The sequence below is a fragment of the Streptomyces sp. NPDC028314 genome, assembly GCF_055565795.1.
In genome coordinates this window covers 129,984-146,585 of the sequence record NZ_JBVHTP010000016.1, presented here as the reverse complement: position 1 = coordinate 146,585, position 16,602 = coordinate 129,984, and the positions used below count along the sequence as shown (strand labels likewise).

17 protein-coding genes and 1 tRNA gene are annotated in these 16,602 nt (G+C 72.5%); 8 read left to right on the top strand and 10 right to left on the bottom strand.

What is annotated here, in order from left to right; translation table 11 throughout:
* Positions 1 to 28: 28 nt before the first annotated feature.
* Positions 29 to 700, bottom strand: a complete 672-nt coding sequence (locus ACZ4TG_RS31390; RefSeq protein ID WP_468169246.1) for a hypothetical protein — start codon at positions 698 to 700, stop codon at positions 29 to 31.
* Positions 701 to 747: 47 nt separating this feature from the next.
* Here ACZ4TG_RS31390 and ACZ4TG_RS31385 point away from each other — a divergent pair, with 47 nt between their 5' ends.
* Positions 748 to 936, top strand: a complete 189-nt coding sequence (locus tag ACZ4TG_RS31385) for a DUF5703 family protein (RefSeq protein WP_249765309.1) — start codon at positions 748 to 750, stop codon at positions 934 to 936.
* Between the two features lie 39 nt (positions 937 to 975).
* Here the strand turns inward: ACZ4TG_RS31385 and ACZ4TG_RS31380 are convergent, their stop codons facing one another.
* The 3 genes from ACZ4TG_RS31380 to ACZ4TG_RS31370 all read right to left on the bottom strand — a co-directional run bounded on the left by ACZ4TG_RS31380 (position 976) and on the right by ACZ4TG_RS31370 (position 3,777).
* Entirely contained in the window at positions 976 to 1,896 is a 921-nt protein-coding gene (locus tag ACZ4TG_RS31380) for a chaplin (protein WP_468169242.1), read from the bottom strand.
* A 184-nt stretch (positions 1,897 to 2,080) separates the two neighbouring features.
* Positions 2,081 to 2,314: a chaplin ChpH gene (gene chpH, locus ACZ4TG_RS31375; protein WP_030655871.1), complete on the bottom strand. Its 234-nt coding sequence runs from the start codon at positions 2,312 to 2,314 to the stop codon at positions 2,081 to 2,083.
* A gap of 137 nt (positions 2,315 to 2,451) precedes the next feature.
* Complete coding sequence (locus ACZ4TG_RS31370) at positions 2,452 to 3,777, bottom strand: M20/M25/M40 family metallo-hydrolase (RefSeq protein WP_468169239.1); 1,326 nt, start codon at positions 3,775 to 3,777, stop codon at positions 2,452 to 2,454.
* 170 nt (positions 3,778 to 3,947) lie between these two features.
* Between ACZ4TG_RS31370 and ACZ4TG_RS31365 the strand changes: the two genes are divergently transcribed.
* Positions 3,948 to 4,035 (top strand) — tRNA-Leu (locus ACZ4TG_RS31365).
* Positions 4,036 to 4,174: 139 nt separating this feature from the next.
* On the opposite strand, the gene ACZ4TG_RS31360 is transcribed toward ACZ4TG_RS31365, so the two are convergent.
* The 6 genes from ACZ4TG_RS31360 to ACZ4TG_RS31335 form a co-directional block, all read right to left on the bottom strand.
* The gene (locus tag ACZ4TG_RS31360) at positions 4,175 to 5,443 is read right to left on the bottom strand and encodes a CynX/NimT family MFS transporter (protein WP_468169236.1); all 1,269 of its coding nucleotides are present in this window, start codon (positions 5,441 to 5,443) and stop codon (positions 4,175 to 4,177) included.
* The gene (locus tag ACZ4TG_RS31355; protein ID WP_468169445.1) at positions 5,436 to 6,164 is read right to left on the bottom strand and encodes a FadR/GntR family transcriptional regulator; all 729 of its coding nucleotides are present in this window, start codon (positions 6,162 to 6,164) and stop codon (positions 5,436 to 5,438) included. Before ACZ4TG_RS31355 ends, ACZ4TG_RS31360 begins: the two co-directional genes overlap by 8 nt.
* 162 nt (positions 6,165 to 6,326) lie before the next feature.
* Positions 6,327 to 7,766, bottom strand: coding sequence for an amino acid permease (locus ACZ4TG_RS31350; protein WP_468169233.1), 1,440 nt, complete (start codon positions 7,764 to 7,766; stop codon positions 6,327 to 6,329).
* Between the two features lie 218 nt (positions 7,767 to 7,984).
* A complete protein-coding gene (locus ACZ4TG_RS31345) occupies positions 7,985 to 9,529 on the bottom strand; it encodes an APC family permease (RefSeq protein WP_468169230.1) in 1,545 nt (514 codons plus the stop codon).
* 39 nt (positions 9,530 to 9,568) lie between these two features.
* Positions 9,569 to 10,516, bottom strand: coding sequence for a hypothetical protein (locus tag ACZ4TG_RS31340; RefSeq protein ID WP_468169227.1), 948 nt, complete (start codon positions 10,514 to 10,516; stop codon positions 9,569 to 9,571).
* Positions 10,517 to 10,838: 322 nt separating this feature from the next.
* Positions 10,839 to 12,494, bottom strand: a complete 1,656-nt coding sequence (locus ACZ4TG_RS31335; protein ID WP_468169224.1) for an FAD-binding dehydrogenase — start codon at positions 12,492 to 12,494, stop codon at positions 10,839 to 10,841.
* Between the two features lie 84 nt (positions 12,495 to 12,578).
* On the opposite strand from ACZ4TG_RS31335, the gene ACZ4TG_RS31330 reads away from it, so the two are divergent.
* The 6 genes from ACZ4TG_RS31330 to ACZ4TG_RS31305 all read left to right on the top strand — a co-directional run bounded on the left by ACZ4TG_RS31330 (position 12,579) and on the right by ACZ4TG_RS31305 (position 16,596).
* A complete protein-coding gene (locus ACZ4TG_RS31330) occupies positions 12,579 to 13,100 on the top strand; it encodes an NUDIX hydrolase (RefSeq protein WP_468169221.1) in 522 nt (173 codons plus the stop codon).
* A 9-nt stretch (positions 13,101 to 13,109) separates the two neighbouring features.
* A complete protein-coding gene (locus ACZ4TG_RS31325) occupies positions 13,110 to 13,508 on the top strand; it encodes a YidH family protein (protein ID WP_468169218.1) in 399 nt (132 codons plus the stop codon).
* The gene (locus ACZ4TG_RS31320) at positions 13,505 to 13,858 is read left to right on the top strand and encodes a DUF202 domain-containing protein (RefSeq protein ID WP_468169215.1); all 354 of its coding nucleotides are present in this window, start codon (positions 13,505 to 13,507) and stop codon (positions 13,856 to 13,858) included. Before ACZ4TG_RS31325 ends, ACZ4TG_RS31320 begins: the two co-directional genes overlap by 4 nt.
* Before the next feature lie 138 nt (positions 13,859 to 13,996).
* Positions 13,997 to 14,293, top strand: a complete 297-nt coding sequence (locus ACZ4TG_RS31315; protein WP_468169212.1) for a hypothetical protein — start codon at positions 13,997 to 13,999, stop codon at positions 14,291 to 14,293.
* A 125-nt stretch (positions 14,294 to 14,418) separates the two neighbouring features.
* A complete protein-coding gene (locus tag ACZ4TG_RS31310) occupies positions 14,419 to 15,330 on the top strand; it encodes an MBL fold metallo-hydrolase (RefSeq protein WP_468169210.1) in 912 nt (303 codons plus the stop codon).
* A gap of 222 nt (positions 15,331 to 15,552) precedes the next feature.
* On the top strand, positions 15,553 to 16,596 hold the full coding sequence (locus ACZ4TG_RS31305; RefSeq protein WP_468169207.1) for a phosphotransferase family protein: 1,044 nt from the start codon (positions 15,553 to 15,555) through the stop codon (positions 16,594 to 16,596).
* Positions 16,597 to 16,602 lie beyond the last annotated feature (6 nt).

Here is a 16,602-nt window from a genome sequence, read left to right as displayed (position 1 = left end):
GGGCGCGGTGCGTGGCGGGACCCGGGGGTCAGGCCGGGGTCAGCCCGGGCTCGGTGGCCTCGTCCGTCTCGTCCTCGAAGTCTTCGGGGTCCTCCTCCTCGGGGTCCTCGTCGAAGACGGAGCTCACGTCGAAGCGGTGCAGCACGTCCTGCGGGTCCGTGTGCCCGAAGGGCGCGTCGAGCCACTCCCCCGGTTCGGCCACCTCCTCCGCGGCGGCCAGCCAGAGGGTGGAGTCGCCCTCCTCCAGGCCGAACTCCTTGTAGCGGGAGGCGATCTCGTCGGGCTCGTACTCCCCGAAGAGCACGCCCAGCGCACCGGCGGTGCCGCCGTCGTTGACCAGCTCTGCCTCCGGGTCGTGCGCGGCGACGCGGTCGGCCTGGGCGATCAGGCGCTGTGGTTCGACGACGGCGTAGTCGCGGCGGATGAGCACGCTGAAAGCGGCGGGCTCGGCGGGGCCGGTGTACGGGACACCGTCCTCGGGAGTGGGGATCTCGAAGGGGGTGACCTCGTCGTAGCGGTCGTAGAGGAGTTCGTCGTACTCCTCGGCCGCGGCGGCGAGTTCGTTGAAGGCGGCGTAGACGGCCGGATCCTCGTCCCCGATCCTGCTCTCGACCGCGGCGAGGTGACGGTCGAGCGCGGCCTTGACCGCCTCGGCGGCGGCGCGTACCTCGGCAACAGTGGGCAGAGCGGCATCAGACATAGTGCAGACGCTATCCGTAGCGGGCCTCTGCCCGCACAATAGATGCGATGCCGGAATACGAATTTGTCGACGTGTACGTGCCCCGCGGGGTCCCTCGCCAGGAGGCCACCCGCCTGTTGACCGACCATGCCGAGTACGGGCACTGGGAACTGGACCGGCTGACGCTGCACCGGGACGGCAGCCGCCGCGTGCGACTGCGCCGCCGGATCATCCGTCAGGTCCGCGCCACGTGGTGACGCGGGTCCCGGAGGCGGGACCCGCGTCGTGAGTGCCCGTCAGGCGGCGTTGCGGGCGCGCCGGTAGAGCACGGCTCCGGCCAGCAGCAGGCCGCCGGCGAGCGGGACTCCGGCGGTCAGTACGTCACCGGAGCCGGTGGCGGCGAGCCCTGCCCCCTGGCCGGGGGAAGCGGGGGTACCGGTGCCCTGGCCGGGCGAGACGGGAGTGCCGGGCTGTCCCGGGTTGCCCGGCTGGCCGGGCGTGCCGGGTGTACCCGGATTGCCAGGGGTCCCGGGGTTGCCCGGCTGACCGGGCGTCCCGGGGTTGCCGGGCGTACCCGGGTTGCCCGGCTGGCCAGGCGTGCCGGGGTTGCCGGGGTTGCCGGGGTTGCCGGGGTTGCCGGGCTGACCAGGCGTACCCGGGTTGCCGGGGGTTCCCGGGTTGCCCGGCTGACCAGGCGTGCCGGGATTGCCAGGGGTCCCCGGGTTTCCAGGCGTACCGGGGTTCCCCGGGTGGCCCGGAGTGCCGGGGTTCCCGGGGTGGCCCGGGTGACCCGGAGTGCCGGGGTTCCCGGGGTGGCCCGGGTGGCCGGGCGTACCGGGGTTCCCCGGGTGGCCGGGGTGCTCGTCCTCGTCGCACGGCTCGTCGGGCTCTTCGGGGTGGCCCGGGTGGCCGGGGTTTCCGGGATGGCCGGGGTTTCCGGGGTGACCCGGCTTCCCCGGCTTGCCGAGGTTGGCGCAGTGGTTTCCGAAGGCCGGATTCAGGCCTCCCACCACCGTCACGGTGTTCCCGCAGGCGTTCACCGGCGCGTCCACGGGCGCCTGCACGTTGTTCCCGGACAACAGGCCCGGGGAATTGGCGGCATGGCCGGAGGCTCCGGAGTCCGCCTGGGCGACTCCTCCGCCCAGTGCGAGAACACCCCCCGCGGCCGCCATGGTGATCAGGGTCTTCCTGGTGACCTGTACTGCCGGTCGTCGCATCTGTACTCGTCCCCTGTTGTGCACGTTTCGGGCGGCGTGGCCCGGTGGCCCGGCCGTGCCGGCTCCCCCGCCTGGCACGCCGAGATGTCGGAAGCCGGGCCGCCCGTGAGAGAGGAAACGGCCCGGAAAGCCCGGCAGCCCCGGAGCGCTGGAAAGCGCTCCGGGGCCCAGGACTTCAGATACGTCAGGCGTTGACGCAGGTGTTGCCGAAGGCCGGGTTCAGCAGGCCGATGACGTTCACGGTGTTACCGCAGACGTTGACCGGGATGTGGACCGGAACCTGGACGACGTTGCCGGACAGGACACCGGGGGAGCCGATGGCCGCACCCTGGGCACCCGCGTCGGCGACAGCCAGGCCCGCACCCGCGAGAACCAGACCACCGGTAGCAGCCGCAGCGGCGACAACCTTCTTGAGCATTGTTCCTCCTAGTAGGCAATTGCGGTCCCAGCCGCGGACCGCACCACCTGTAACGAGGAGGGTTCACCAGGGCTACGAGCGTATGAGCGCATTCACTCTTCTCAGTGGAATCCGCACACCTTCCCGATTCCCGCGCGTTAGGCGTTGTCGATGAATCGGTCGAGCACGCGGACGCCGAACTTCAGCCCGTCCACCGGCACCCGTTCGTCCACGCCGTGGAACATCCCGGCGAAGTCCAGCTCCGGCGGCAGCTGGAGCGGGGCGAAGCCGAAGCAGCGGATTCCGAGGTCGTCGAAGGACTTGGCGTCCGTGCCGCCCGACAGCATGTACGGGACGGCCCGCGCGATCGGGTCCTCCGCCTTCAGGGCGCCCTGCATGGCGTCGACGAGCTTGCCGTCGAAGTCCGTCTCCAGGGCCTTGTCGCCGTGCACGTCCTCCCGCTTCACGCGCGGGCCGAGGATCCGGTCGAGGTCCGCGAAGAACTCGTCCTCGTAGCCCGGCAGGAAGCGGCCGTCGACGTGCGCCGTGGCCTGGCCGGGGATGACGTTGACCTTGTAGCCGGCGCCCAGCATCGTCGGGGCGGCCGAGTTGCGCAGGGTGGCGCCGACCATCTTGGCGATGCCGCCGAGCTTGGCGAGCGTCGCGTCCATGTTGTCGGGGTCGAGCGGGGTTCCGAGCGCGTCCGAGAGCTCGTCGAGGAAGGACCGTACGGTCTTCGTCACGCGCACCGGCCACTGGTGGCGGCCGAGCCGCCCGACGGCCTCGCACAGCTCGGTGATCGCGTTGTCGTTGTTGGTCATCGACCCGTGGCCCGCGGTGCCCTCCACCGTGAGCCGCATCCAGTGCATGCCCTTCTGGGCGGTCTCCACCAGGTAGAGCCGCAGGTTCTCGTTGACGGTGAACGAGAAGCCGCCCACCTCGCCGATCGCCTCGGTGACGCCCTCGAAGAGCCCGGGGTGCTTGTCGACGAGGTGCCGCGCCCCGTAGACGCCGCCCGCCTCCTCGTCGGCGAGGAAGGCCAGCACGATGTCCCGCGGGGGCTTGCGTCCGCTGCGCATCCGGTCGCGTACGACGGCCAGCGTCATCGCGTCCATGTCCTTCATGTCGACCGCGCCGCGCCCCCACAGGCACCCGTCGGCGATCTCTCCGGCGAAGGGGTCGTAGGTCCAGTCGGCGGCATTGGCCGGGACCACGTCGGTGTGCCCGTGGATCAGCAGCGCGGGCCGCGACGGGTCCTCGCCCTCGATCCGCGCGACGGTCGAGGCCCGGCCCTTGTGGGACTCGAAGATCTGCGGCTCCAGCCCGACCTCGGCCAGCTTCTCCGCGACCCACTCGGCCGCCTTGCGCTCGCCGGGGCCCGAGTGGTCCCCGTAGTTGCTGGTGTCGATCCGGATGAGGTCCCGGCAGAGGTCGACGACCTCGTCCTCGCCGGAGACGGTCCTGCCCGCGCTCGACTCGCTCACGCTGCTTCCTCCCACTGATCAGTACCGACTGCCTCCCCCATCCTCCCGCTCCGGGCCGCCGTCCCCAAGGGCGATCCCCGGTCACCGGGGGGTGTGATCGAGGACCCCGGAATGTTTGGTAATGTTTTCCACGTCGGAACGGCCCGCGAGGGACGCGAGACAGACACCTTGTCCGGGTGGCGGAATGGCAGACGCGCTAGCTTGAGGTGCTAGTGCCCTTTATCGGGCGTGGGGGTTCAAGTCCCCCCTCGGACACCACGGTCCATGGACCAGAGAGAGCCGGTCGAAGCGGAAACGCTTCGGTCGGCTCTTTCGTTCGTCCCGGAGCATTCGTGCCGGAAGAAGCGCTTCGGGCCCCCTGCGGATCGCAGGGGGCCCGAAGCGTGTGCGGGGCGGATCAGCCGCGGCCTGCCACGTGCAGGGGCCGGGAGGCGCCGAGGGCGGCGGCGGTCTGCGGGACCAGCAGGGCGAGCAGGACGATCAGCGGGAGCGTCCAGGTGTGGGAGGCGTCGTGGATCGCGCCCAGGACGGCCGGACCGGTGGCGGCGAGGGTGTAGCCGAGGCACTGGGCCATGCTGGAGAGCTGGGCCGTGTGCCGGGCGTCGGGGGCCCGGTGCAGGATGAACAGCAGCGCGAGGCTGATGGCCACGCCCTGGCCCAGGCCCAGCAGGACCATCCAGAGGTAGGCGCCGGCGACCGGGGCGATGAGAAGGCCGGTGAAGGCGAGCGCGCACAGCACGGCACCGAGGACCGCCAGGGTTCCCGAGCCGATCTTGCGGCCGGCCACCACCGGGGCCAGGAAGGACCCGGTGATGCCGAGCAGCGAGGAGAAGGAGAGCATCCAGCCGGCGCTGGCCGGGCTCATCCCGGCGTCCCCGAGCAGGGTGGGCAGCCAGGCCGCGGCGGCGTAGTAGCCGAGGGACTGCAGGCCCATGTATCCGGTGACCTGCCAGGCCAGCGGGGAGCGCCACAGGCCGCATACGGGGTGGGCGGCGGTGCGGGCGGCCGCCGCGCCGGTACGGGTGCGGGTGCGGGCCTGCGGGAGCCAGACGAGGAGCGCGGCCAGGGCGAGGGCGCCCCAGCAGGCGAGGGTGGCCTGCCAGGTCATGCCGCCGGCCTGCTGGACGGGCAGGGTGATGCCCGCGGCGAGGGCGGCGCCGCCGAAGAGGGACATGGAGTAGAGGCCGGTCATCAGGCCGGTGCGGGTCGGGAAGTCACGCTTGATCAGGCCGGGGAGCAGCACGTTGGCGACGGCTATGCCCGCGCCGATGACGACGGTTCCGGCGAAGAGGGCGGTTACGGAGTCCAGCATGCGCAGGGCCGTGCCCGTGCAGACCAGCGCCATGGTGCCGAGCAGGGCGCGTTCGGTCCCGAACCGGCGGCCCAGCCCGGGTGCGACGGGCGCGAGCAGGCCGAAGCAGAGCAGCGGCAGTGCGGTGAGCAGGCTGACCGCCGTGGAGGACATGCCGCTGTCGAGGCGGATGGTGTCGGCCAGGGGTGAGACCGCGACCAGGGCGGGCCGGAGGTTGAGCGCCAGCAGGATCACCCCGGCGGCGAGGTAGAGGGCCCGGCGGCCCCCGGTGCCCGCCGCGGGGGTCGCGGGTGGCGGCGCGGTGGGCGCGGGGCTCTCGGCCCGGTCGGCGTGGGCGGTGCCGCTGTCATGCACGGGGTGCTCCTGGAGTGTGCTGTTCCTCCGGCTGCCGCCCGGTCAGGGCGGCCACGCCTTCGGCGAGATGTGCGGACACCGCCGCCTCGGCGGCGTCGGGGTCCTGGGCCTCGATGGCGTCGGCGATCGCCTGGTGCTCATCGAGCTGGTGGCGTACGGAATCGGGGACGGGGGCGCTGACGACCGACTGGACGCTGGAGCGCAGGGCGCTGCTGAAGTGCTCGTAGAGGTCGGCCAGCACGCTGTTGTGGGCGGCGGCGACGACGGCACGGTGGAAGGCGAGGTCGGCGTCGATGAAGGCGGGCACGTCCCCGCTCTCCCAGCGGCGGGTGCGCTCGGCCATGGCCCCGCGCAGGGCGGCGAGGTCTTCGGGGGTGCGGCGCAGCGCGGCGCGGCGGGCCGCTTCCCGCTCCAGCGCGGAGCGGACCTCGTAGGCCTCCAGCTCCCCGGAGCGGCGCAGCCTGCGCTGGACGGCGGCGCCGAGGTCGCTGCTGGCGCGGACGTAGGTGCCGTCGCCGCGCAGGGGTTCGAGCAGGCCGGTGTGGACGAGGGCGCGGACGGCCTCGCGGACGGTGTTGCGGCCCACGCCGAGCTGCTCGACGAGCACGGGCTCGGCCGGGATCCGGGTGCCGACCTCCCACTCGCCGTCGGCGATCAGGGTCTCCAGCTGGGTGATGACCTGGTCGACGAGGGTGGTGCGGGAGGTGTTGCTCAGGGGCACGGTCCGGTCCTTTCGTTCCATCACGGCGAGGGGAACATGGGGACATGGGAACATCCCATGTTTGAAGATGCAAGCCGCCGCGGGGTCCTCTCGTGACGCACGAGGCCCCCCGCGCCCGGATCGGTCTCCGGGTGCGGGGGGCCTCGTGGCGGGCGGGGTGCGTCAGCGGCGGGCGGCCGCGAGTTCCGCGACGCGGCGGCGGACCAGGAACCAGCCGCCGACCAGGGCTGCGGCGATCACCGGGACGAACAGCACCGTGGTGCGCCCGACGCCGCCGTCGCACCACATCAGGACCAGCACGGTGGCGAGGAACACCAGCGTGACGATCTGGGTGTACGGGGCCCAGGGCAGGCGGTAGGAGGGGCGCTCCACGCGGCCCTGCCGGGCGCGGCGCCAGAAGTGGAGCGAGCAGAGCATGACCATCGCCCAGGTGCCCAGGATGCCGAGCGAGGCGAAGTTCAGGACGATCTCGAAGGCGTCCGTGGGCATGAAGTAGTTCAGGCCGACGCCGGCGACGCCGAAGGCCGCGGTGAACAGCACGCCGCCGTAGGGGACCTTGCCCTTGTTCATGACGCCGACGAACTTCGGCGCGGAGCCGGACATGGACATGGAGCGCAGGATCCGGCCGGTGGAGTAGAGGCCGGAGTTCAGGCTGGACAGGGCGGCGGTCAGGACGACCAGGTTCATGACGCCGGCGGCGCCGGGGATGCCGAGCTTGTCGAAGACCGTGACGAAGGGGCTCTGGTCGCCCGAGTACGCGGTGTAGGGGAGCAGCAGCGCGAGCAGGATGACCGAGCCGACGTAGAAGATGCCCACGCGCCACATGATCGAGTTGATCGCCTTCGGCATGATCTTCTCGGGGTTCTCGGTCTCGCCCGCGGCGACTCCGCAGAGCTCGACGGAGGCGTACGCGAAGACCACGCCCTGGATCACCAGGAGCATCGGGACCATGCCGAGGGGGAAGATGCCGCCGTTGTCGGTGATGGAGGACAGGCCCGGGGTGTGGCCGTCGATCTCGTGGCTGGTGGCGACGAGGTAGATGCCGACGATCAGGAAGACCGTCAGGGCGGCGACCTTGACCAGGGAGAACCAGAACTCCATCTCGCCGAAGTACTTCACCGAGATCAGGTTCGCGGTGAGGACGACGGCCAGGGCGATGAAGGCGAGCACCCACTGGGGGACGTCGGTGAACATCGCCCAGAAGTGCGCGTAGGTCGCGGCGGCGGTGATGTCGGCCACGGTGGTCGTGGACCAGTTGAGGAAGTAGAGCCAGCCGGCGGTGTAGGCGCCCTTCTCCCCCATGAACTCGCGCGCGTAGGAGACGAAGGCTCCGGAGGACGGGCGGTACAGGACGAGCTCGCCGAGGGCCCGGACGACGAAGAAGGCGAAGATTCCGCACACCGCGTACGCGATCGCGAGGGAGGGCCCGGCGCCGGCGAGGCGGCCTCCGGCGCCGAGGAACAGGCCGGTGCCTATCGCCCCGCCGATGGCGATCATGTTGATGTGGCGGGACTTGAGGTCCTTGCTGTAGCCCTCGTCGCCGGCGTCGACGTGCGGGGAAGACGCCGGGGCTGGGGCCTGGGCCAAGGTGCGGTCACTCATCTACGACTTCGCCTTCGTGGGTGGGACAGGCAGGTCGGGGCCGCCGCGCAGGGGAGCTGGGTGGTGTCACCTGTGCCGCGATCCGTGTTTTTTGTCGACCCAGGAGACCATGAGCTCCGCTACCCGCCAAAACCCGCCCCATGCGCGCGGAAACCCCCGGCGACCATGGAAACGGGTGCCGGGGGCTTCGTACGGCCTCGAAAGCGTGGTGGAGGGGGTCAGTCGCGCGGGGTCGGGTCCGCCGCCTGGTCGAGCCGGAAGGCCTCGTTGCCGAGGCCGATCAGGGCGTGCGCCTCGGGGCGGCGGGACTTCAGCAGCAGCCCGTGGACGAGGCCCGCCAGGGCGGCCAGCGCGATGATCGCGGGCAGTGCCCAGCTGAGCGCGGAGCCCTCCTGTGCGCCGACGAGGACGGCGAAGTCCTTGACGGTGTAGACGGCGATGAACAGGAGCGCGAGTCCGGCGGCGCCGGCCGCGAGGAGCCGCCAGACCTGGGCGCCCGCGGTGCCGCGGCGGACGAAGAAGGCGATCACGGCAAAGGACGCGGCGGCCATGAGGAGGGTCACACCGAGGGCGCCGACGCTGCCCATCCAGGTGAACAGGTGCAGCACGGGGGCCGTGGGGTCGCCGGCCGGCAGGTCGTCGGTGAAGGCGAATGCGAGGACGACGAGGGTGGCGATGCCGGTCTGCAGGAGGGAGCCGGTGCCGGGGGCTCCGGTGCCGGGGTTGGTGCGGCCGAAGGCGGCCGGGAGCAGGCCCTCGCGGCCCATGGCGAAGGCGTAGCGGGCGACCACGTTGTGGAAGCTGATCATGGCCGCGAACATGCCGGTGACGAAGAGGACGTGCAGTACGTCGGTGAAGGTGGTGCCCAGGCGGCTCTCGGTGAGCTGGAAGAGCAGGCCGGGACCGGCCTCGGCGGAGGCCTTGACCACCTCGCCGGGGCCGGTCGCCACGGTGAGGGCCCATGCGCTGAAGGCGAAGAAGAGGGCGACGAAGCCCACGGCGAGGAACATCACACGGGAGACGACGATGTGCGGCTTGCTGGTCTCCTCCGCGTACACCGGGGACTGCTCGAAGCCGACGAAGGCGGCGATGCAGAAGCACAGGGCGGTGCCGAGGCCGGCGCCGCCGAGCGTGTCGGGGTCGAAGGCGTGGAGGGAGAGGCCTTCGGCTCCGGGGTCGGTGAGGGCGGCGAGGTCGAAGACGACGACGAGGGCGCACTCGATGAGCAGGAGGACGCCGAGCACCTTGGCGTTGAGGTCGATCTTCAGCCAGCCGAGCGCGCCGGTGGCGGCGACCGACAGGAGGGCCGGGATCCACCAGGCGACCTGGATGTGCAGGTAGGTGGCGAGGAGGCCGGAGATCTCGAAGCCGAGGATGCCGTACACGCCGACCTGCATGGCGCTGTACGCGACGAGGGCGACGAGGGAGGCGGCCGCGCCGGCGGTGGGGCCGAGGCCGCGGGCGATGTACGCGTAGAAGGCGCCGGCGTTGTGGACGTGGCGGCTCATCTCGGCGTAGCCGATGCTGAAGAGCGCGAGGACGGCGCCGAGGACGACGAAGAGCAGCGGCTGGCCGACGATGCCCATGACCCCGAAGGTGGTGGGCATGACACCGGCGACCACCATCAGGGGGGCGCTGGCGGCGAGTACGGAGAGCAGCAGGCCGGCGGTGCCGAGTCGGTCGGCACGCAGGGCGCGGTCCTGGCCCTTGTACGTGCGTATCTCGGCGGGTTCGGTGAGCGTGGCGGGTCTGCCCGTCGCCATGGGGGCGTCCTTTCGGGGGTGGACATCGTGAAGGTCTGGCTAAGCGGTGCCGAGCGCCGCGCTGCGTGCGGCGAGGAACGCCTTGTGCGGATCGAGGTCCGGATACGACCAGGGCGCGGGGGTGGCGTGGCGGCCGATCCGGTGGAAGAGGGCGGCGGCCTCCGCGGGGCGGCCCTCGGAGAGCTTGGCGTGGGCCAGGAAGTTGAGGTCGACCCGGTTGCGGGGGTGGTCCTCCCGCTCCCATTCGAGCCACCAGTCGAAGGCGGAGCGCAGCGCCTGGCGGGCGCGGCGGCCGGACCAGTGGGCGGCCGCGCCGTCGGGGGTGGGGCCGTGCTGGGCGGCCAGCACCCGGTAGCGCTCGGCGTGGGCGATGACGGGCAGCACGGCGAGCGGGGAGTCGGCCGGGGACTCCTCGGCGGCCCAGGCGGCGAAGTCGTACACCTCGTGGAGCGGGTCTTGGCCGCCGGAGGGGGTGCGCTCGGCCAGCCGGGCCACCATCAGGTGGTGGGCGTGGTGGTGCTCGCGGTGGCGGGCCCGGACCTGGTCGAAGTGGCGGCTGAACTCCTCCTCGGTGCCGAAGGCGCCGGAGAGCATGAGCAGGCCGAGCCAGGGGGTGGGGTCGGCGGGAAGCAGTGCGGCCGCGCGCCGGCAGGCCTCCTCGGCCGACTCGGGGGTGCCTTTGCGGCGCAGGGCGGCGAAGACGGTGGCGCAGGCGAGGAGGGTGGCGGCGTCGGCGCTCTCGGGTTCGGCGAGCAGCCATTCACGGGCCCAGGCGGTGGCGGCCGGGGTCTCGGCGAGGACGACGACGCGGTGGCCCCGGCGGTCCCAGTCGTCGGCGGTGCCGGCGAGGAGGCTACGGGCCCTGGCCCATCGGCCCTGGGTGAACTGGCTCCGCACGTCGACGAGTTCGGCGTCGCAGAGGGCCGGGTCGAAGAGCTGGGCGTCCCGCTTGCGGGCACGGCCGAGGGGCGGCGGAGGCGGGGACATCCGCGGGTTCCCTCCAGAACGCGGGAGCGGGTGGACGGGGGGATCCGGCCGGTGTGCGCAACCGGATGATCACGCACAGCAAACCGGTACGCACGGCTCCGCGTCAAGGTCCGGTCCAGCCGGTGGCGGGCTTCAACTGGTTTGGTGCTGGGCCGAGTTGAGACGTTGTTCCGGCTCGGGGCCGCGGGTGCGCCTTGGGGCCGGGTACGGGGGCGGACGGGAGGGGCGCCCGACAGTGGCCGAATGGCAGTGCTCGCAGCGGAAGTCCGGGGGCGGGCGCTGCCTGGGCCGGGCCCACCGCCTGGGGCTGGCAACGGCTCGCTCAGTCCACCGCCTTGGCCGCGGCGCGCCCGGCCGCGCGGCCCGAGAAGATGCAGCCGCCGAGGAAGGTGCCCTCCAGGGCGCGGTAGCCGTGCACCCCGCCGCCCCCGAACCCGGCCGCCTCGCCGGCCGCGTACACGCCCGGCAGCGGGTCGCCGCTCGCGGTCAGGACGCGGGAGGAGAGGTCCGTCTCCAGGCCCCCGAGGGACTTGCGGGTCAGGATCGAGAGCCGGACCGCGACGAGCGGGCCCGCCTTGGGGTCCAGGATCCGGTGCGGGGCGGCGGTGCGGATCAGCTTGTCGCCGAGGTACTTGCGCGCCCCGTGGATGGACATCACCTGGAGGTCCTTGGTGAAGGGGTTGGCGATCTCCCGGTCCCGGGCCACGACCTCGCCGCGGACGGTGGCCTCGTCGAGCAGGTCTTCCCCGGTCACGGCGTTCATGCCGCGCACCAGGGCGGCCAGGTCGCGCTCCACGACGAAGTCGGCCCCGCGGTCCATGAAGGCCTTCACCGGCCCGGGCACCGCCTGCCGGGCCCGGTCGATGACGTCGCGGACCGACTTGCCGGTCAGGTCCGGGTTCTGCTCGGATCCCGAGAGGCCGAACTCCTTGCCGATGATCCGCTGGTTGAGCACGAACCAGGTGTGGTCGTGGCCGGTCCTCATGATGTGGTCGAGGGTGCCCAGGGTGTCGAAGCCCGGGAAGAGCGGCACCGGGAGCCGCTTGCCCGTCGCGTCCAGCCAGAGCGAGGACGGCCCGGGCAGGATGCGGATGCCGTGCCGGGCCCAGATCGGGTTCCAGTTCTGGATGCCCTCGGTGTAGTGCCACATCCGGTCCTTGTTGATGTGGCTGGCTCCCGCGTCCTCGGCGATCCCGAGCATCAGGCCGTCCACGTGCGCCGGGACCCCGGACAGCATCCGCTCGGGCGGGGTGCCGAGGCGGGCCGGCCACTGCTTGCGGACGAGGTCGTGGTTGCCGCCGATGCCTCCGCTGGTCACGATCACCGCCTGGGCCCGCAGGGAGAAGTCCCCGACGCTCTCGCGGCTGCTCGCGGTCCCCCGTACGGCGTCCGAGGGCTCCAGGATCTCGCCCGTCACGGTGTCCACCACCCCGGCCGTGCGCGACAGGCCGGTGACCCGGTGGCGGAACCCGAGCCGGACCAGGCCGCGGGCGACCCCGGCGCGGACCCGGCGCTCGAAGGGCTCGACCAGGCCGGGGCCGGTGCCCCAGGTGATGTGGAAGCGGGGGACGGAGTTGCCGTGGCCGTTGGCGTCGTACCCGCCGCGCTCCGCCCAGCCGACGACGGGGAAGAAGCGGACGCCCTGGGCGTGCAGCCAGGGCCGCTTCTCGCCGGCCGCGAAGTCCACGTACGACTCGGCCCAGCGGCGGGGCCAGGCGTCCTCCTCGCGGTCGAAGCCGGCCGTGCCGTACCAGTCCTGGAGCGCGAGGTCGCGACTGTCCTTGATCCGGAGCCGGCGCTGCTCGGGCGAGTCGACGAAGAACAGGCCGCCGAACGACCAGTGGGCCTGGCCGCCGATGGACCGCTCCGGCTCCTGGTCGAGGAGGATGACCTTGCGGCCCGCGTCGACGAGCTCGGCGGTGGCCACGAGACCCGCGAGACCCGCTCCGATCACGATCACGTCTGCGTCGTACGTCATGCGCTGCCCGTCCTCCGGTCGGTGGTGGGGCAGATCCTTTGCTACGGAGCGGTAACCAGTCAACAGCGGTGATTGGATGAACCCGTGAGTGCCGCTGATGAAGTACTGGACGTGGTGGACCGGGACGACCGGGTGACGGGGCAGGCCCCGCGCGGGGAGGTGTACGCCCGCGGGCTGCTCCACCGGTGCGTGTTCGTGCAGGCCAGGGATGCGCGGGGGCGGATCTTCGTCCATCGCCGGACCGCGTCGAAGCTGGTGTTCCCCTCGTACTACGACATGTTCGTGGGCGGGGTGCTGGGCGCCGGGGAGAGCTACCCGCAGGCGGCCCTGCGGGAGGCCGGGGAGGAGCTGGGGGTGACGGGGCTGGAGCAGCCCGAACCGCTGTTCAAGTTCCTGTACGAGGGCCCGGGCGGGGCCTGGTGGTCGTACGTGCACGAGGTGCGGTGCGAGCTGCCGGTGCGGCCGCAGGAGTCGGAGGTGGCCTGGTACGCGTGGCTCTCCGAGGAGGAGCTGGCCGGCCGGGTGGCGGACGGCGGGTGGCCGTGGGTGCCGGACGGGCTGGAGGCGTACCGGCGGCTGCGAGCGCACCGGGAGTCCCGCCAGTAGATTGACCAGGTGATCGACTTCGTCAAGGACGTGCGCCTCTGGTTCGCACCGCAGCGGCTGAGGGACGAGGGCGAGACCCCCGACTACCGGTTCTCGCTGGCCAACGAGCGGACCTTCCTGGCCTGGATCCGGACCGCGCTGGCCCTGGTGGGCGGCGGGTTCGCGGTCGACCAGTTCCTGCCGGACCTGCGGTGGGGCGTACGGGTCGGGATGGCGTTCGCCCTGCTGGCGGTGGGTGCGGCCTGTGCGTTGCGGGCGGTGAACCACTGGGTGCGCTGCGAGCGGGCGATGCGGCGGGGCGAGGATCTGCCGCTGTCGCGGTTCCCGGTGGTGCTGAGCCTGGGGGTGGGGCTGGTCGCGGCGGCCATGGTGGTGGTCGTGCTGATGGGCTGGACGTCGCCGCGGTGAGCGGCGGGGGGCTCGCGGGGGCGGGTCCGGGGGCGGGCGGCCCCGGCAGCGGTCGCGACGCGGGGCTCCAGCCGGAGCGGACCCGCCTCGCGTGGCGGCGTACGACGCTGGCGTGCTCGGTGACGGTGGTGCTGGCGCTGCGCCAGGCGCTGCGCGGGACCGGGTCGTCGGTGGAGGTGGCCGGGGCGGCGGTGATCGCGCTGCTCTGGGTGGCGTTCCTGTGGCTGGCGCACCGGCGGATCCGGGAGCTCGCGACGGACCGGCCCGCGGGGCTGGCGCCGCGGGCGGCGGTGGGCGTGGTGGTGTGCACGGTGGGGCTGGCGGTGCTGGCCGTGGCGGTCATCCTCTGAGCTGCCCGTGCGATGGCCCGATGAGCCGCCCGTGTGATCGTCCGACTTGTGCGTGTTGTGCGTGCCACTCGGGCGCAAGGCGGAACACAAGCGGGATAGAACGGGTGATTCCGGACGATCCGCACTAGCCTCGGCGCCATGACGACCCTGCACCACGAGCACCCCACGCACGAGCACGCGCACGGCCCCGGCTGCGGTCACACCGAGGTCGATCACGGCGATCACGTCGACTACGCGCACGACGGCCACCTGCACCGGGAGCACTCCGGGCACTGGGACGAGTGCGAGACCGCCGCCCACACCCCGCACGAGGACCACGCGCACGCGCACGGCGCGGACTGCGGCCACGAGGCCGTCCGGCACGGCGATCACGTGGACTACGTGCACGACGGCCACCGGCACGCCGAGCACGACGGCCACTACGACGACCACTGACCGAACTTTCCGTCGACCCGACCCTGACCGAAAGTCCGGTCAGGAGCGCCGCCCCGCCCTCCCCCGGGAACGCCACGGCTGGCAGGATGCTGACCGCCCGTCAAAGCGACCCGGGGAGAGCGCAGATGACCGTCGACGATCCGTACCTCGTCCAGCCCGCGACCGAGGTGTGGGCCTACGTCCAGCCGGACGGCGGCTGGTGCCTGAACAACGCCGGCTTCGTCAGCGCCGGAGGCGAGACGCTGCTCATCGACACGGCCGCGACCCAGCGCAGGGCGCTCGCCCTGCGCGAGGCCCTCGCGGGGACCGGGGTCCCGATGCCGCGGATCGTGGTGAACACGCACCACCACGGCGACCACACCTACGGCAACGGCGTCTTCGCCCCCGAGGCGCTGATCCTCGGGCATGACAACGCGCGGTCCGAGCAGCTCGCCGCCGGGCACCAGCTGGAGATGATCTGGCCCGCGACGGACTTCGGCTCCATAGAGATCACCGCGCCCGGTCTCACGTACAGCGACCGGATGACCCTGCACGTGGGCGGGACGGAGGTCCAGGTCATCCACCCGGGTGTCGCCCACACCACCGGTGACTCCATCGTTTGGCTGCCCCGGCAGAAGGTCGTCTTCACCGGAGACCTGGTCTTCGCCGAGGGGACGCCGTTCCTGGCGATGGGCTCGCTGTCGGGCTCGCTGCGCGCGCTGGAGCTGCTGCGCTCGCTCGGCGCCGAGACCGTCGTACCGGGGCACGGACCGCTGACCGACGCCTCGGCGTACGAGGCCACCGAGCGGTACCTGCGCCACGTCGCCGAGCTCGCCCGGGAGGGCAGGGCCAAGGGGCTGACCCCGCTGGAGACGGCCCGCCAGGCGGACCTGGGCGAGTTCGCGGCCTGGCGGGAGAGCGAGCGGCTGGTGGCGAACCTGCACCGGGCGTACGCGGAGCTGGCCGGAGAGCCGGAGGGCGTCCCGCTGGACATCGTGGCCGTACTGGGGGACATGACGGTGATGAACGGCGGGACCCCGATCCTCTGCCACGCCTGATCGGACTACCGCCCCGGATCCGGCTGTCGCGCCGGGCCGGTCGTCACCGCCGCGCAGGTGTCGGGCGGTGACGACCGGCCGGGCGGCGGTGCCCCGTCCGACGGCGGGGCGGGGCGGGGCGGAGGTCTTCTTTCGGCCTACCCTCTGGACGACATACCGACTGGTCGGCATGATGGCTCTCGTTCGTTTCGCCATCGTCAACTCCGTACGGAGGTGCGCACCATGACCTCAGCCTCAGACCCGGCCCCGGCCGGCCCCAGGGGCCTCGATCTGGAGCGGCTGCGCGGCCATCTCGACGCCGCGCGCCCCGGACTCGTGGCCGGGCCGCTGGCCGGCCGGCTGATCGAGGGGGGCCGGTCGAATCTCACGTACGCGGTCACCGACGGGACCGCCCGGTGGGTGGTGCGCCGCCCGCCGCTGGGCCACGTACTGGCCACCGCGCACGACATGCGGCGCGAGCACCGGGTCATCGCGGCCCTGCACGGCACGGCCGTGCCGGTGCCCGAGCCGGTGCTGCTCTGCGAGGACGAGTCGGTGCTGGGAGCGCCGTTCTACGTCATGGAGTACGTGGACGGCGTCCCGTACCGGACCGCCGAGCAGCTCTCCGCGCTCGGCCCGGACCGGACCCGGCGGGCCGTGCTCGGGCTGGTGGACACCCTGGTCGACCTGCACGCGGTGGACCCGCAGGCCGTGGGCCTGGCCGACTTCGGCCGACCCGAGGGGTTCCTGGACCGGCAGCTGCGCCGCTGGGGCAAGCAGCTCGCGGCCTCGCGGGGCCGGGAGCTGGCCGGGATCGACGAACTGCACGGTGCGCTGGGCCGGGCCCTGCCCGACTCCCCCGCCCCCACCGTGGTGCACGGGGACTACCGGCTGGACAACGTGCTGATCGGCGGGCCGGACGACGCGATCCGGGCGGTACTCGACTGGGAGATGTCCACGCTCGGCGATCCGCTGACCGACCTCGGGCTGCTGGTGATGTACAGCTCGGACCTGGGCCTGACCGAATCCCCGGTCAGCACCACGAGCGGGGCACCCGGCCACCCCTCCCCCGCCGAGCTGATCGAGCGCTACGCGGCCCGCTCGGGCCGGGACTGCTCCGCGATCGCCTGGTACACCGCCTTCGCCTGGTTCAAGCTCGCGGTGATCCTCGAAGGCATCCACTACCGCTACACCCTCGGCCAGACCGTCGGGGCGGGCTTCGACCGGATCGGCGAGCTGGTCCCGGTCTTCATCGAACACGGGCTGAACACCCTCCAGGAAGGCTGAGGCAAC

Bases quoted from the DNA above. Each gene is read 5' to 3' on its own strand.
- ACZ4TG_RS31335 (WP_468169224.1), bottom strand. From the start codon at position 12,494: ATGACGTACGACGCAGACGTGATCGTGATCGGAGCGGGTCTCGCGGGT.
- ACZ4TG_RS31305 (WP_468169207.1), top strand. From the start codon at position 15,553: ATGACCTCAGCCTCAGACCCGGCCCCGGCCGGCCCCAGGGGCCTCGAT.
- ACZ4TG_RS31385 (WP_249765309.1), top strand. From the start codon at position 748: ATGCCGGAATACGAATTTGTCGACGTGTACGTGCCCCGCGGGGTCCCT.
- ACZ4TG_RS31380 (WP_468169242.1), bottom strand. From the start codon at position 1,896: ATGCGACGACCGGCAGTACAGGTCACCAGGAAGACCCTGATCACCATG.
- ACZ4TG_RS31350 (WP_468169233.1), bottom strand. From the start codon at position 7,766: ATGAGTGACCGCACCTTGGCCCAGGCCCCAGCCCCGGCGTCTTCCCCG.
- ACZ4TG_RS31345 (WP_468169230.1), bottom strand. From the start codon at position 9,529: ATGGCGACGGGCAGACCCGCCACGCTCACCGAACCCGCCGAGATACGC.
- ACZ4TG_RS31315 (WP_468169212.1), top strand. From the start codon at position 13,997: ATGACGACCCTGCACCACGAGCACCCCACGCACGAGCACGCGCACGGC.
- ACZ4TG_RS31310 (WP_468169210.1), top strand. From the start codon at position 14,419: ATGACCGTCGACGATCCGTACCTCGTCCAGCCCGCGACCGAGGTGTGG.
- ACZ4TG_RS31340 (WP_468169227.1), bottom strand. From the start codon at position 10,516: ATGTCCCCGCCTCCGCCGCCCCTCGGCCGTGCCCGCAAGCGGGACGCC.
- chpH (WP_030655871.1), bottom strand. From the start codon at position 2,314: ATGCTCAAGAAGGTTGTCGCCGCTGCGGCTGCTACCGGTGGTCTGGTT.
- ACZ4TG_RS31390 (WP_468169246.1), bottom strand. From the start codon at position 700: ATGTCTGATGCCGCTCTGCCCACTGTTGCCGAGGTACGCGCCGCCGCC.